14 protein-coding genes are annotated in these 13,709 nt (G+C 65.4%); 9 read left to right on the top strand and 5 right to left on the bottom strand.

Going from position 1 to position 13,709, the window contains the following annotated elements; all coding sequences use genetic code 11:
* Positions 1-10: 10 nt before the first annotated feature.
* From OKW30_RS14625 to cobA, 5 genes are all read left to right on the top strand, one after another.
* Positions 11-553: a DUF934 domain-containing protein gene (locus OKW30_RS14625; RefSeq protein ID WP_429346978.1), complete on the top strand. Its 543-nt coding sequence runs from the start codon at positions 11-13 to the stop codon at positions 551-553.
* Positions 550-1,296, top strand: a complete 747-nt coding sequence (locus tag OKW30_RS14620; RefSeq protein WP_184065275.1) for a phosphoadenylyl-sulfate reductase — start codon at positions 550-552, stop codon at positions 1,294-1,296. The genes OKW30_RS14625 and OKW30_RS14620 overlap by 4 nt, the downstream gene beginning before the upstream one ends.
* Positions 1,297-1,397: 101 nt before the next feature.
* Positions 1,398-2,360, top strand: coding sequence for a sulfate adenylyltransferase subunit CysD (cysD, locus tag OKW30_RS14615; RefSeq protein WP_184065278.1), 963 nt, complete (start codon positions 1,398-1,400; stop codon positions 2,358-2,360).
* A 65-nt stretch (positions 2,361-2,425) separates the two neighbouring features.
* A complete protein-coding gene (locus tag OKW30_RS14610; protein ID WP_429346977.1) occupies positions 2,426-3,742 on the top strand; it encodes a sulfate adenylyltransferase subunit 1 in 1,317 nt (438 codons plus the stop codon).
* 86 nt (positions 3,743-3,828) lie between these two features.
* Positions 3,829-4,584: a uroporphyrinogen-III C-methyltransferase gene (gene cobA, locus OKW30_RS14605; RefSeq protein ID WP_090803404.1), complete on the top strand. Its 756-nt coding sequence runs from the start codon at positions 3,829-3,831 to the stop codon at positions 4,582-4,584.
* Between the two features lie 57 nt (positions 4,585-4,641).
* Here the strand turns inward: cobA and OKW30_RS14600 are convergent, their stop codons facing one another.
* The 3 genes from OKW30_RS14600 to lptF are packed head-to-tail and all read right to left on the bottom strand — an operon-like array spanning position 4,642 to position 7,310.
* Positions 4,642-5,022: a sirohydrochlorin chelatase gene (locus OKW30_RS14600; protein ID WP_429346976.1), complete on the bottom strand. Its 381-nt coding sequence runs from the start codon at positions 5,020-5,022 to the stop codon at positions 4,642-4,644.
* Between the two features lie 38 nt (positions 5,023-5,060).
* Positions 5,061-6,209 carry an LPS export ABC transporter permease LptG gene (gene lptG / locus OKW30_RS14595; protein ID WP_184065287.1) on the bottom strand — a complete coding sequence of 383 codons (1,149 nt, stop codon included), beginning with the start codon at positions 6,207-6,209 and terminating at the stop codon, positions 5,061-5,063.
* Positions 6,210-6,212: 3 nt separating this feature from the next.
* A complete protein-coding gene (gene lptF, locus OKW30_RS14590) occupies positions 6,213-7,310 on the bottom strand; it encodes an LPS export ABC transporter permease LptF (RefSeq protein ID WP_184065290.1) in 1,098 nt (365 codons plus the stop codon).
* Positions 7,311-7,449: 139 nt separating this feature from the next.
* Here lptF and OKW30_RS14585 point away from each other — a divergent pair, with 139 nt between their 5' ends.
* The 3 genes from OKW30_RS14585 (at position 7,450) to OKW30_RS14575 (ending at position 10,324) form a co-directional block, all read left to right on the top strand.
* Positions 7,450-8,961, top strand: coding sequence for a leucyl aminopeptidase (locus OKW30_RS14585; RefSeq protein ID WP_184021029.1), 1,512 nt, complete (start codon positions 7,450-7,452; stop codon positions 8,959-8,961).
* A 52-nt stretch (positions 8,962-9,013) separates the two neighbouring features.
* Positions 9,014-9,430 carry a DNA polymerase III subunit chi gene (locus tag OKW30_RS14580; protein WP_187628559.1) on the top strand — a complete coding sequence of 139 codons (417 nt, stop codon included), beginning with the start codon at positions 9,014-9,016 and terminating at the stop codon, positions 9,428-9,430.
* Between the two features lie 84 nt (positions 9,431-9,514).
* A complete protein-coding gene (locus OKW30_RS14575; RefSeq protein ID WP_429346975.1) occupies positions 9,515-10,324 on the top strand; it encodes a DUF2486 family protein in 810 nt (269 codons plus the stop codon).
* Positions 10,325-10,348: 24 nt separating this feature from the next.
* Here OKW30_RS14575 and OKW30_RS14570 read toward each other — a convergent pair whose 3' ends face one another.
* Positions 10,349-10,687, bottom strand: a complete 339-nt coding sequence (locus OKW30_RS14570; RefSeq protein WP_184021035.1) for a c-type cytochrome — start codon at positions 10,685-10,687, stop codon at positions 10,349-10,351.
* A 147-nt stretch (positions 10,688-10,834) separates the two neighbouring features.
* Positions 10,835-12,508: a dihydroxy-acid dehydratase gene (gene ilvD, locus OKW30_RS14565; protein ID WP_184065298.1), complete on the bottom strand. Its 1,674-nt coding sequence runs from the start codon at positions 12,506-12,508 to the stop codon at positions 10,835-10,837.
* 158 nt (positions 12,509-12,666) lie between these two features.
* On the opposite strand from ilvD, the gene OKW30_RS14560 reads away from it, so the two are divergent.
* Entirely contained in the window at positions 12,667-13,653 is a 987-nt protein-coding gene (locus tag OKW30_RS14560) for a LysR family transcriptional regulator (RefSeq protein ID WP_429346974.1), read from the top strand.
* Positions 13,654-13,709: the final 56 nt, after the last annotated feature.

Below are 13,709 nucleotides of genomic sequence, written 5' to 3'. Positions count from 1 at the left end.
TACTGAACAGATGGCTTCAATCATCAAGAACCGCGCGATCGTCAACGACGACTGGAGCGTCGTGCGTGCCGCGGAAGACGGCGCTTTGCCGGCAGTGGCCGAACTGCCGCCCGGCAAGGTCATCGTGCCGCTGGCGCTGTGGCAGGCCGAGCGTGAAGCGCTCGTGGCCGCGTGTCAAGCCGCCGACATCGGCGTGTGGCTCGCGCCGGATAACGAACCGGCGGACCTCGTCGGCGACTTCGACAAGCTCGCGCTGATCGCCGTGGACTTCCCGGTGTTCCGCGACGGCCGTGGCTACAGCATCGGCCGTCTGCTGCGCGAGCGCTATGGCTACAAGGGCGAACTGCGCGCGATCGGCGACGTGCTTCGCGACCAGATCACGTTCATGTTCCGCTGCGGCTTCGACGCGTATGCACTGCGCGCCGACAAGGACATCAACGACGCGTTGAAAGCGTTCGACGACTTTAGCGTGCAGTACCAGGGCGCCGTGGACACGTCGCCGCTGTTCCGCCGCCGTGCCGCGCAGGCTGGCGCCGCCAAGGTCCCGGCATGAGCACCGCGCAATCGTTGAGCCCGGAGCTCGCAGCGAAGGTCGAGCGTCTCGACGCGCTGCTCGACTCGATCGCCGCGCGTCACGCGAACGTGAAGCTCGCGAGCAGCCTCGCGGCCGAAGACATGCTGCTCACGCATGCGATCCTGTCGCGCGGCGTGAAGATCGGCATCTTTTCGCTGAACACGGGGCGTCTGCATGCGGAAACGCTCGGCATGCTCGACCGCGTGAAAGAGCGCTACGGCTACGACATCGAGCAGTTTCATCCGCAGGCGGCCGCGGTCGAGCAGTATGTGAACGGGCACGGTCTGAACGCATTCTATGAAAGCGTCGAGCTGCGCAAGCGCTGCTGCGAGATCCGCAAGGTCGAGCCGCTCAATCGCGCGCTTGCCGAGGTCAGCGCCTGGGTGACCGGGCAGCGTCGCGAGCAATCGGTCACGCGTGCCGAGCTGCACCAGGAAGAGCACGACGACGCGCGCAATATCGCCAAGTTCAATCCACTCGCGGACTGGACCGAAGCCGAAGTCTGGGATTATCTTAGTGCGTTCGACGTGCCGGTCAATCCGCTGCATGCGCGCGGTTATCCGAGCATCGGCTGCGAGCCGTGTACGCGTGCGATCCGCCCCGGCGAAGACAGCCGGGCGGGGCGCTGGTGGTGGGAGTCGCGCGATACGAAGGAATGCGGCTTGCATATCACGGCGATTACTCCGATTGCGGTCGAGCGCAACGAAAACGCGTCGGCCTGAGCGCCGCGTACCGAGCTTGCGGCGCATTACTGCCGAAACCGATCTGAATATTTTCGCCCGTGCGAGCAGCGCTTGCCGGGCGAACCAACGAAGGACCCGCTATGAGCACCACGCTCGATTCCTCTGTCAACGCTCCGCTTGCCAACACGGTCAACCGGATGGATCACCTCGATTGGCTCGAAGCCGAGTCGATTCACATCCTGCGCGAACTGGTTGCCGAATGCAGCAAGCCGGCGCTGCTGTTTTCGGGCGGCAAGGACTCCGTGGTGGTGCTCGCGCTCGCGCTGAAGGCGTTCGGCCTCGGCGCGAACCGCAAAACGCAGCTACCGTTCCCGCTCGTGCATATCGACACGGGCCACAACTACGACGAAGTGATCGACTTCCGCGATCGTCGCGCGCAAGAGATCGGTGCTGAACTGGTGGTCGGCCATGTTGAAGATTCGATCAAGCGCGGCACCGTGCGTCTGCGTCGCGAAACGGATTCGCGCAATGCCGCGCAGGCGGTGACGCTGCTCGAAACCATCGAGCAGTACGGCTATACCGCGATGATCGGCGGCGCGCGCCGCGACGAGGAAAAGGCCCGCGCGAAAGAGCGCATCTTCTCGTTCCGTGACGAATTCGGCCAGTGGGACCCGAAGGCGCAGCGCCCGGAACTGTGGAGCCTGTACAACGCGCGTCTGCACAACGGCGAACACATGCGCGTGTTCCCGATCTCGAACTGGACCGAGCTCGACGTATGGCAATACATCGCGCGTGAACAGCTCGAACTGCCGTCGATCTACTACGCGCACCAGCGCGAGATCGTGCGCCGCAACGGCCTGCTCGTGCCGGTCACGCCGCTCACGCCGATGCGCGAAGGTGAGACGAGCGAACAGGCGCTCGTGCGTTTCCGCACGGTCGGCGACATCAGCTGCACGTGCCCGGTCGAAAGCGACGCGGACGTCATCGAGAAGATCATCGCCGAGACGGCCGTCACCGAAATCACGGAACGCGGCGCGACGCGGATGGACGACCAGGTGTCGGAAGCGGCGATGGAGCAGCGCAAGAAGCAGGGTTATTTCTAAGCACACTTGGGACCGGAGTAAGCGCTGAAGCGCTAACTCCGGCCGACAGAGGGACAAGGAAAATCATGAGCAGTATTCATCAACCAGAAGACCTCGGCGTGCTGCGTTTCATCACCGCGGGCAGCGTCGACGACGGCAAGAGCACGCTGATCGGCCGCCTGCTGTACGACAGCAAGGCGGTATTGAGCGACCAGCTCTCGGCGCTGTCGCGCGCGAAGAACAAGCGCACCGTCGGCGACGAAATCGATCTGTCGCTGTTGACCGACGGCCTCGAAGCCGAGCGCGAGCAGGGCATCACGATCGACGTCGCCTACCGCTACTTCGCCACCGCCAGGCGTAAGTTCATCATCGCCGATACGCCGGGCCATGAGCAGTACACGCGCAACATGGTGACGGGCGCGTCGACCGCGCATGCGGCGATCATTCTCGTCGACGCGACGCGCGTGACGTTCGACAACGGCGTCGCGCAACTGCTGCCGCAAACCAAGCGTCATAGCGCGATCGTCAAGCTGCTCGGTCTGCAGCACGTGATCGTCGCGATCAACAAGATGGACCTCGTCGACTACAGCGAAGCGCGCTTCAACGAGATCCGCGACGCGTACGTCGAGCTCGCGCGTCACCTCGGTCTGCAGGACGTGCGCTTCGTGCCGGTGTCGGCGCTGAAGGGCGACAACATCGTCACGGCGAGCGAGCGCATGCCGTGGTACGCGGGCGAGCCGCTACTCGACGTGCTCGAAGCGCTGCCGGTCGAAACCGCGAACGGCGAGGCGCTGCGCTTTCCAGTGCAGTGGGTCGCGCGCCAGGACGGCAGCCGGGCCGACGATTTCCGCGGCTACATGGGCCGGGTCGAATCGGGTGAAGTGAAGCTCGGCGACACGATCGTCGTGTTGCCGGCCAATCGCGAAGCGACCGTGGCCGAGATCATCGCGCCGGTGGTCGGCGGCACCGCGCAGGTGGACCGTGCGTTCGCCGGTCAGACGGTGACGATCCGTCTCGCGGAAGACGTCGACGTGTCGCGCGGCGACACCTTCGTGCTGCGCGAAGCGGCGCCGGAGCCGGCGAAGAAGCTCGAAGCGGACCTCTGCTGGTTCGACGACACGCCGCTGTCGACGCAGCGCAAGTATCTGCTGAAGCAGACCACCAGCACGGTGTTCGCCAAGATCGGCGCGATCAAGGAAGTGCTCGACGTGCATACGCTGTCGCAGGCGACCGATCGCAAGGAACTGGCGATGAACGACATCGGTCGTGTCGCGCTGACCTTGCAGAAGCCGCTCGTGTGCGACGCCTACGACTCGCATCAGGGCACCGGCGCGTTCGTGCTGATCGACGAGGCGACGAACCACACGGTCGCCGCCGGCATGATCCGCGTGTTTTCCGCCTGAGCACGGCAAGGCTAGCAGGCGACGGATGGGCCACACAGGCGGCGCAACGCGCCGCCGCGTACGCTCCAACGAACAGGTTGATGTCAATGGGTAAGGTTTATCTGATCGGCGCGGGACCCGGTGCCGCGGACCTGATTACGGTGCGCGGCGCGCGGCTGCTCGGCGCCGCCGACGTCGTGCTGCACGACGCGCTGGTCGAGCCGGCGATGCTCGACTACGCGCCCGCGCGCGCGAAGCGCATTGCGGTCGGCAAGCGCTGCGGCCAGCTATCGACGGCCCAACAGTTCATCAACAAGCAGATCGTCGATGCGGCTTTGGAGCACGACGTAGTCGTGCGTTTGAAGGGCGGCGATCCGATGCTGTTCGGCCGCGCCGACGAAGAGATGCGCGCGCTCGAAGCCGCGGGCATCGAGTATGAAGTCGTGCCGGGTATCACCGCCGCACTGGCAAGCGCGGCCACGCTGAAGCGTTCGCTGACGCTGCGCGGCGTGTCGCGCAGCGTCGCGCTCGCGACGTTCAGCCGCGCGCCAGGTTCCGATGAGATCCGCGAGCAGGTCAACGCCGATTCGCTGGTGTTCTACATGGGCCGCGACAGCGGCGTCGAAATCGCGCAGCAACTGATCGATGCTGGCAAGCCCGCGACGACGCCCGTGGCGATCGTCGAGGCGTGCAGCACGCCGCGCGAACGCATGCTGACGCTGACGTTGGAAGATCTTGCGGCCGGCGAAGCGCAGCGCTGGGTCGATGCGTCGCAGCCGAGTCTGTTGATGATCGGCGAGGCGTTCGCGGCGCGGCAGACCGAGGCGAAGCGCTCGTCGAACGGGATGCTGGTCGCGGCCTGAATATCCTCGGCGGGGCCGACCCGAGAGCGGCGAATCTGAGCAACCAGAACGAAAAAATCAGAGCTGCCGCAGGCAATACTGCGCGAGCGCATCCAGCACCGAATCATCCTCGCCGACTGCCACCGCGCAGTGAATCTCGACACCGGGATGCGCGGCGCGGCAATGATCGACGATCGCGGGCAAATCCTTGCGGACATGACCGCCTTGCCCGAAGAACACCGGCACCACGGTGATCGCATCGCAGCCTTGCGTGACGAGTTGCGCGACGGCCGTCGGCAGGTCGGGTTCCATCAGTTCGAGAAAGGCGAGCGTAACCGCAGGAGCTTCGCCCGTCGCCGCGCGCGCGGCGCGCAGCTTGTCGGCGAGCCGTTCGAACGGCTCGCGCCAGCGCGCATCGCGCGCGCCGTGGCCAAACAGAATCAGTCCGTGCACAGCCATCGCATCAGCTCCTGACGATGCCCCTCAACGCACTGGCGTTAGTGCCGGTCGACCCACTTCAAGCCGACGAGCCCCAGCACCAGGTAGACGAGCCCAGGTGTCGCCGCGGTCAACGGCGCGGGCCACGTATTGAGCGTGCCGATATGCGAGAACAGCGTGTTGAACAGCTGGAAGCTCATGCCGAGCATGATGCCGCCGAACACCTTCACGCCGACCACGCCCGCGCGCGTATGCAGATACGCGAACGGCAGCGACAGCACCAGCATCACGAACACCGCGAACGGATACAGCACCTTGCGCCACAGCGCGATTTCATAGCGCTGCGTGTCCTGATGGTTTTCGGTCAGATGCTGGATATAGCGGAACAGATTGAACATCGACATCCGGTCCGGCGACACCAGCAGCACCGACAGGATCTGCGGCGTCAGCTCCGAGCGCAGCGAATACTCGGGCAGCGTGACCTGCTTCGCGCGATAGACCGGATTGAGCGCATCTGCCGGCGTACCCGGAGCGGGGGCCACGTCGAGCAGTTGCGTATCGGTCACGCCGGTCAGCAGCCAGTGGCCCGGCGGCTGATAGCGGCCGCTCTGCGCGATGCGAATGTTCGTCAGGCGGAACTTCGAATCGAACTCGTAGATGCGCACGTTGCTGATCGTCGCGTCGGGCTTCAGCTCGCCGACGTTGACGAAGCGCGTGACCTGCTCGCCGTCGGCGCGCTCGGTCAGCGTGTCCTTGACCCACACGCCCGACTGGAAGTTGCTCGACACCGACGAGCCGAGCGCCTCGAGCCGCACGCGCTCGGAGAGCTGATCCGTATACGGGCCGACCACTTCGCCGATCAGATAGGTGACGATCACGAGCGGAATGCCGATCTTCAGCAGCGAGCGCAGCGCCTGATTCGTCGCGAGGCCTGATACGCGGAAGATCGTGTATTCGGAGTTCGCCGCCATCTGCGCGAACACGTAGATCGCGCTGATCAGCGCCGCGACCGGAATGATTTCGTAGAAACGCGACGGCGTTTGCAGCGCGACGCGCAGCACCGCGTACTGAAACTTGTAGTTGCCGTGGCCGACCGAGTTCAGTTCGTTGATCAGGTCGAAGAAGAAGAACAGACCTGAAAATGCAAACAGGATGAACACGAACGTGAGATAGATCTGACGCGCGAAATACCTTTCATAAATGCGCATCGCTCAGGCTCCCTGCGAACGGCTGAACATGGCGCGCGTAAATAGCGGCCGGTTGCGCACCCGCATCCAGAAGATGAACGCGACGATCCCGAGCACGATCACATGCAGGATCACGAGCCCGACGCCGAACGACATCTTGCCCTGCTCGATCCACGCCTGCACGACGTTCAGCAGATTCGAATAAGTGAGGTAGATCAACACGGCCATCACGAGGTTGATCGTGCGGCTGCGCCGCGGGTTCTGGTGCGCGAGCGGAATGGCGAGCAGCATCAGGTTGATCGCGATCAACGGAAGACCCGCGCGCCACGCGAATTCGGCGAGGTTCTCTTTAGTGGGATTGCGCAGCAGCGTGAGCGTCGGCAAGCCGGTGGTGGTCGGCGTATTGACGACCGGCTGGCTCTGGATCTTCACGCCGTAGCGCTCGAACTCCATGATGCGGAAATCGGGGTGGCCCGGTTCGCCGTCGTAGCGGCGGCCGTTTTCCAGCACGACGAAGCGGTCGCCGTTCTTGTGCGTCTCGATGTGGCCGTTCTTCGACACCACGACGTTGATCTTGCCGCCCTCGGTGCTCGTCACGAACACGTTTTCCACATGTCCCTGGTCGGGCGACATCTTCTCGATGAAGAACACGCGATGCGTGGTCGGCGATTCGCGGAACTGCCCCGGCGCGAGCAGCGAGACTTCGTCGCGCTGCTGGAAGCGCGCGCGGATCAGCTTGCTCTGCTGGTTCGACCACGGCCAGCCGACGAACACGAAGAACATGATCAGGATGATGATCGGCGTGGCGAAAATGCCGATCGGCTTGATGAATTGCGTGAGACTGACGCCCGAGGACAGCCACACGACCATCTCGGAGTCCTGGTACCAGCGCGTGAGCACGAACAGGATCGACACGAACAGCGTCGCGACGAGCATGATGGCCAGATAGCCGATTACGGTGAGGCCGATCAGGACCAGCACGTCGCGCGGGTCGACCTCGCCCGAGGCCGCGAAGCCGACGATGCGGATCATCATCGTCGTCAGCACGAGCGTGAGGAGAACCATGAACACGGCGCCAGCCGTGTACGCGAGCTCGCGCTGGAGGGAGCGTTCAAAGATCATTGTTGATGACGAGAGGGGGCGCTCACGGCGACGCGGGGGTGTTCGTTCCCGTCACGCCTCCGGTGCAGCCGCCGCGGGAAAAATAGCGGATAATTGCGGCTTTCATCTTAAGCCCAGATTTTATCCGAGGACAAGCGCGATGGACTTTAGCATAAAAGCCTGTGATTGGACCAAAGGCTCGACGAACGGTTTCCTGACCGGGAAATCCGATTGCATCGTGATCGGCGTGTTCGAGTCGCAAACGCTGTCGGGCGCCGCGCTGGAGATCGACGCGGCCACCAAGGGCCTGCTCACGCGCGTCATCAAAGCGGGCGACATGGACGGCAAGGCGGGTACGACGCTGTTCCTGCACGAGGTGTCGGGCATCGGCGCGTCGCGCGTGCTGCTCGTCGGCCTCGGCAAACAGGACGCTTTCAGTCAGAAAGCCTACGGCGAGGCGGTCCGCGCCGCATGGCGCGCGCTGCTCGGCACGAAGATCGTGCAGGTCACGTTCACGCTCGCGCAACTGCCGGTGCTCGAACGCACGGCCGACTGGTGTGTGCGCGCCGCGATCCTCGCGCTGCGCGAGTTGACCTACCGCTTCACGCAACTGAAGAGCAAGCCGGACAACACGCCGCGCGCGTTGAAGCGCATCGTGTTCAGCGTCAACACCGGTGACGAGAAGGCCGCCAAGCTCGCCGCCAGGCAGGGCGGCGCGCTCGCCAACGGCATGGACCTGACGCGCGAGCTCGGCAATCTGCCGAGCAACGTCTGCACGCCGACCTATCTGGCGAACACCGCGAAGAAGCTCGCGAAAGACTGGAAGCTGAAGGTCGAGGTGCTCGGCGAGAAACAGTGTGAAGCGCTGAAGATGGGCTCGTTCCTGTCGGTCACCGCGGGCGCGGTCGAGCCGGCGCAGTTCATCGTGCTGCAGTACCAGGGCGCCGCCGCGAAGGCCGCGCCGGTCGTGCTGGTCGGCAAGGGCGTCACGTTCGACACGGGCGGCATCTCGCTGAAGCCGGGCGAGGGCATGGACGAGATGAAATACGACATGTGCGGCGCGGGCTCGGTGCTCGGCACGCTGCGCGCGGTCGCCGAGATGGGCCTGAAGATCAACGTGGTCGGCATCATTCCGGCCGTCGAGAACATGCCGTCGGGCACGGCCACCAAGCCGGGCGACATCGTCACCAGCATGAAGGGCCTCACGATCGAGGTGCTGAACACCGACGCCGAGGGCCGCCTGATTCTGTGCGACGCGCTCACCTACGCGGAGCGCTTCAAGCCGGCCGCGGTCATCGACATCGCGACGCTGACGGGCGCCTGCATCATCGCGCTCGGCCATCACAACAGCGGCCTGTTCTCGAAGGACGACGCGCTCGCCGGAGAACTGCTCGACGCGTCGCGCGAAGCGGCCGACCCGGCATGGCGCCTGCCGCTCGACGACGAGTACCAGGACCAGCTGAAGTCGAACTTCGCAGACGTCGCGAATATCGGCGGGCGTCCGGCGGGCAGCGTGACGGCCGCGTGCTTTCTGTCGCGTTTCACGGATTCGTACCCGTGGGCGCATCTCGACATCGCCGGCACCGCGTGGAAGAGCGGCACTGCGAAGGGCGCGACGGGCCGTCCGGTACCGCTGCTCGCGCAGTTCCTGATCGACCGCGCCGGCCAATGACGCAGTGCGGTAAGCGCGCGCACGGCGCGCGGCAAGCGGCGCGGAGCGGCCGATGACGAGAATCGACTTTCACTCGAACGTCGGCGATTCGCTGCTGTACGCGTGCCGCCTCGTGCGCAAGGCGTATCTGGCGGGCCAGCCGCTCGTCGTGCTGGCCGAGCCCGCGCGCCTGCGCGCCTTCGACGAAATGCTGTGGACCTTCTCGCCGCTCGACTTCGTGCCGCACTGCATGGCGGGCGCGCCGCTTGCCACCGACACGCCCGTCGTGCTGGCCACGAATCTCGACGACGTGCCGCATCATCAGGTGCTGCTCAATCTGGGCGCAACGGTGCCGGCGCAGTTCGCGCGCTTCGAAAGATTGCTCGAAGTGGTCGGTAACGCACACGAGGAACTCGCTGCGGGCCGCGAGCGCTATCGCTTCTATCGCGATCGCGGCTATGCTTTGAACAACTACAAGCAGGGCGGCTAGTTCGTTGCGCTGCGCGTCATGGCCGCGAGGAACGCGGCATGCGGACCGCCTGCCCTGGCTTCGACTCAAACACGGAGAGCGCACGTGTCCGATCCCCACGACAATTCGATTCCGGTCCTGAACGAGGTCCTCGTGCCGGGCCGCGCGCGCGAGGCGTCGACCGATGCCGCCGCGCCTGCATCCCAGCCGGGTGCCGAGCCCGCAAGCCCAGCCGTCGCGCAACCGGCGGCGGTGCCCGAGCCCGCTTCCCGCACGGAGCCCGCGTTCGTGCCACCGCCCGCGCATCGAGCCGACCCGACGCTGGCGCCCGAGCCGGTACTCGCGCCCCAACCGGTGCCCACGCCCGAGCAACTGAGTTCGCCGGAGCCCGTGCTCGTGCCGGAGCCGATGCCGACGCGAGAGGCCCCGCATGCGGCGGAGCATGAGCCCCTCGCGCAGACCGAGCTTCATCAGCCACACGTGGCTGATCACACGCACCCGAGAAAACACGCACGGCCGCATCACGGCATTCATGTGCGACATGGGCATGACGACTTGCATGAGGACGTGGAGGTGTCGCCCGGCGTGTTCGATCGTACCGAGCCCTTCATACCGCTCGAAGCCGGCGCGACCGTGCCGCCGGATATCGACCATGAAGGCGCGCACGAAGCCGCTCCCGCTCAGCCCACACTCGATGCCGACGCGCTCGCCGCACGTTTGCACGGACGCTTCCAGCGTTTTCTGACGGGCGAGGGGCGCGGCATCATCGAGGCGCGCTGCCGTGATGCAGTGCAGCAGCACACCAGTCTGCTCGTGAGCCAGATCACGCGCGAGGTCGCGCAGACGCTCGAAGCCGAGATGACCGACTGGGTACGTGAAGCGGTGGAAGAAGAAATCGCGCGGCGCTCGCGTTGACGCCGCGGTGACCTGAGAGCGCCGTTATTTGAGCGTCAGCACCCAAGCCGCCAGCGTGGCCGCCTGATCGGGCGTCAGTTGCGTGTTCGCGGGCATCGGCACGGTTCCCCATACGCCGGTGCCGCCATCGAGGATCTTGCGCTTCAGATAGGAGGCGGCGTCGTTGCGTCCCGCATAGCGGGCTGCAACGTCGTGCAGCGCCGGCCCCATGAACGGGCGAGTGACCGAGTGGCAGCTCATGCAGTTCTTCTGCTGGGCGAGCGCGAGCCCGGCTGTTTCGGCTCGGGCTGCGGGACTGGCGGCGCTCAATGCGGCGGCGAGCGCAACAGTGGCTGCCACGGCTGCGTACGACATCGATTTCATTATGGTCTCCGCCAGTGCAGATGCCCGGCTCGTGGTGCACGCATTATAAGAGCAATGGGGCGCACGGATTTTCGTGCGCCCCTTGCGTTTTCGCGTAACGTGGCGGCGGGTTATCCCTGTCGGGGCGGGCCACGCCGGCCGCGGTCATTACCCCGTCACCGCCCCTCGATTCGCCGGCTGCGCGAGCGCGAAATACTTGGCCATCACGCCGCGTGTGTAGCGCGGTTTCGGCGCCTGCCATGCGGCGCGGCGGCGCTGCAGCTCGGCATCGTCGATGTTCAGTTGCAGCAGCAGCCGGTGCGCGTCGATCGTGATCGAATCGCCTTCCTGCACGAGCGCGATCGTGCCGCCGACGAACGCCTCCGGTGCGACGTGCCCAACCACCATGCCCCAGGTGCCGCCCGAGAAGCGGCCGTCGGTGATGAGCCCGACCGATTCGCCGAGCCCCTTGCCGATGATCGCCGAGGTCGGCGCGAGCATTTCCGGCATGCCGGGGCCGCCCTTCGGGCCAAGATAGCGCAGCACGACGACGTCGCCGGCGACGATCTTGTCGGCGAGGATCGCCTCGAGCGCGCTCTGCTCGTCGTCGAATACGCGCGCCGGGCCCGTGATGACCGGGTTCTTGAGCCCGGTGATCTTGGCGACCGCGCCGTCTTCGGCCAGATTGCCCTTCAGGATCGCGAGATGGCCTTCGGCGTAGAGCGCCTTGTCGATCGGGAAGATCACCTGCTGATCGCTGCGCGGCTTGGCTGGTACGTCCTTCAACTCCTCGGCGATCGTTTTGCCGGTGATCGTCATGCAATCGCCGTGCAGAAGCCCGGCGTCGAGCAGGATCTTCAGCACCTGCGGAATGCCGCCCGCCTTGTGCAGATCGGTGGCGACGTACTGGCCGGACGGCTTCAGGTTGCAGATCACCGGCACTTTTTTGCGCATGCGCTCGAAGTCCTCGATCGTCCATTCGATCTCGGCCGCGTGCGCGATCGCCAGGTAGTGCAGCACCGCGTTGGTCGAGCCGCCGGTCGCCATGATCAAAGCAACCGCGTTTTCGATCGACTGCTTCGTGATGATGTCGCGCGGCTTCAGATCCTTCTTGACGGCTTCGACGAGCACACGCGCCGATTCGGCGGCCGAGTCGACCTTCTCCTGGTCGGGATTCGCCATCGTCGACGAATACATGAGCGACATGCCGAGCGCCTCGAACGACGAGCTCATCGTATTGGCCGTGTACATGCCGCCGCACGAACCGGTCGACGGGCACGCATTTTTCTCGATGCCCTCGAAATCCTCCTGCGACATGCGGCCCGCCGTGAATTCGCCGACCGCCTCGAACGACGACACGATCGTCAGATCGGTGCCTTTCCAGTTGCCCGGCCGGATCGTGCCGCCGTACACGTAGATGCCCGGCACGTTCATGCGCGCGAGGCCGATCATGCCGCCCGGCATGTTCTTGTCGCAGCCGCCGATCACGACCACGCCGTCCATCCATTGCCCTTGCACGCAGGTCTCGATGCAATCGGCGATCACCTCGCGCGACACGAGCGAGTACTTCATGCCCTCGGTGCCCATCGACATGCCGTCCGAGATCGTCGGCGTGCCGAAGGTCTGCGGGTTCGCGTCGGCGCGCCTGATCGCGGTGACGGCCGCGTCGGCGAGACGCTGCAGGCCGGCGTTGCACGGCGTAATCGTCGAGTGGCCGTTGGCGACGCCGATCATCGGCTTGTCGAAATCCTCCTTCTGGTAGCCGAGCGCGTAGTACATCGAGCGATTCGGTGAACGCGCGATGCCTTGCGTGATGTTCTTCGAACGACGGTTGTAGGCCATGGGGAGCTCCAGTCTGGCTGTTCTGATGAAAGCGCGCGGCGGCGTCCGCGCGCGCATCCGTTCAGTGTAGTTCCGCCAGACCGTGCAAACCGGCGGTTTTGCGTGACACGCGTCGTGTGTATTATTCGCGGTTGTTCAGGTCGTAAAATATATTAATCATGCTGCCGACGATCCCCGACCTGCGTCAGTTGCGCTATTTCGTCACCGTCGCCGAGGAAAAGCACTTCGGGCGCGCGGCCGCGCGTCTGTCGATGACGCAGCCGCCGCTGTCGCAGGCGATCCGCGCGCTCGAGGAGACGCTCGGCGTCGAGCTGTTCGCGCGCACCAAGCGCTCGGTCGAGTTGACGGCGGTCGGCGCCGATCTGTTGCCGGAGGTGCAGCGGCTGCTCGCGGCCGCGGAAGGGCTCAGGCCGCTCGCGCAGAGCCTCGCGCGCGGCGAGGCGGGCGTGCTGTCGCTCGCGTTCGTGTCGACTGCGGATTACGGCCTGCTGCCGCTGCTGCTGCGCGATTTCGGCGCGCGGCATCCGCGCGTGCGGCTCGAACTGACCGAGGCGACTAGCGACGTGCAGGTCGAGGAACTGGTGGCCGGGCGTATCGACGCGGGTCTGGTGATCGCGCCGCTGCCGTCGCGGCATGCGGCGCAGCTGTCGTGGCTGCCGATCGCGCGCGAGCCGCTCGTGATCGCGATGTCGACGGAGATGGCGCAAGGCTTGCGGGGCAGCGTGAACGCAAACGGCAAGGGCAGCGCCGCCGAAGACCCCGCCGCCGAATGGCTCGACATGCCCGTCAGCCTGCGCGATGTCGCCGACGCGCCGCTCGTGATCTTCCCAAGGCGTCTCGCGCCAGGCTTTTATGACATCATTATGGATTGCTACGGCGTTGCGGGCCTCGCGCCACGGATCGGCCAGGAGGCGATCCAGATGCAGACCATCGTGAGTCTCGTGTCGGCCGGCATGGGCGTCGCGCTGGTGCCGCAATCGTTGCGTAACCTGCGGCGCACGGGCGTCGTGTACCGGCCGCTGTCCGAGTCGGTGCCCGCGATCGAGACGGGCCTCGTCTGGCGCAGCGACGAGGTCAGCCCGGTGCTGGCGGGCTTCATCGACATCGTGCGCGCGCATGTGGCGAGCGTCGCGTCGCGTGTCTAGATCCCGCTTCTGATTCCCTGTAAAAACTGCTTTCGAACCTGAACTGCCCATAACTA

This window comes from Paraburkholderia sp. Clong3 (assembly GCF_050436485.1).
Lineage (GTDB): Bacteria > Pseudomonadota > Gammaproteobacteria > Burkholderiales > Burkholderiaceae > Paraburkholderia > Paraburkholderia tuberum.
This window is presented reverse-complemented; position numbering and strand designations above follow the sequence as displayed.

Bases quoted from the DNA above. Each gene is read 5' to 3' on its own strand.
- OKW30_RS14625 (WP_429346978.1), top strand. From the start codon at position 11: ATGGCTTCAATCATCAAGAACCGCGCGATCGTCAACGACGACTGGAGC.
- OKW30_RS14620 (WP_184065275.1), top strand. From the start codon at position 550: ATGAGCACCGCGCAATCGTTGAGCCCGGAGCTCGCAGCGAAGGTCGAG.
- cysD (WP_184065278.1), top strand. From the start codon at position 1,398: ATGAGCACCACGCTCGATTCCTCTGTCAACGCTCCGCTTGCCAACACG.
- OKW30_RS14610 (WP_429346977.1), top strand. From the start codon at position 2,426: ATGAGCAGTATTCATCAACCAGAAGACCTCGGCGTGCTGCGTTTCATC.
- cobA (WP_090803404.1), top strand. From the start codon at position 3,829: ATGGGTAAGGTTTATCTGATCGGCGCGGGACCCGGTGCCGCGGACCTG.
- OKW30_RS14600 (WP_429346976.1), bottom strand. From the start codon at position 5,022: ATGGCTGTGCACGGACTGATTCTGTTTGGCCACGGCGCGCGCGATGCG.
- lptG (WP_184065287.1), bottom strand. From the start codon at position 6,209: ATGCGCATTTATGAAAGGTATTTCGCGCGTCAGATCTATCTCACGTTC.
- lptF (WP_184065290.1), bottom strand. From the start codon at position 7,310: ATGATCTTTGAACGCTCCCTCCAGCGCGAGCTCGCGTACACGGCTGGC.
- OKW30_RS14585 (WP_184021029.1), top strand. From the start codon at position 7,450: ATGGACTTTAGCATAAAAGCCTGTGATTGGACCAAAGGCTCGACGAAC.
- OKW30_RS14580 (WP_187628559.1), top strand. From the start codon at position 9,014: ATGACGAGAATCGACTTTCACTCGAACGTCGGCGATTCGCTGCTGTAC.
- OKW30_RS14570 (WP_184021035.1), bottom strand. From the start codon at position 10,687: ATGAAATCGATGTCGTACGCAGCCGTGGCAGCCACTGTTGCGCTCGCC.
- ilvD (WP_184065298.1), bottom strand. From the start codon at position 12,508: ATGGCCTACAACCGTCGTTCGAAGAACATCACGCAAGGCATCGCGCGT.
- OKW30_RS14560 (WP_429346974.1), top strand. From the start codon at position 12,667: ATGCTGCCGACGATCCCCGACCTGCGTCAGTTGCGCTATTTCGTCACC.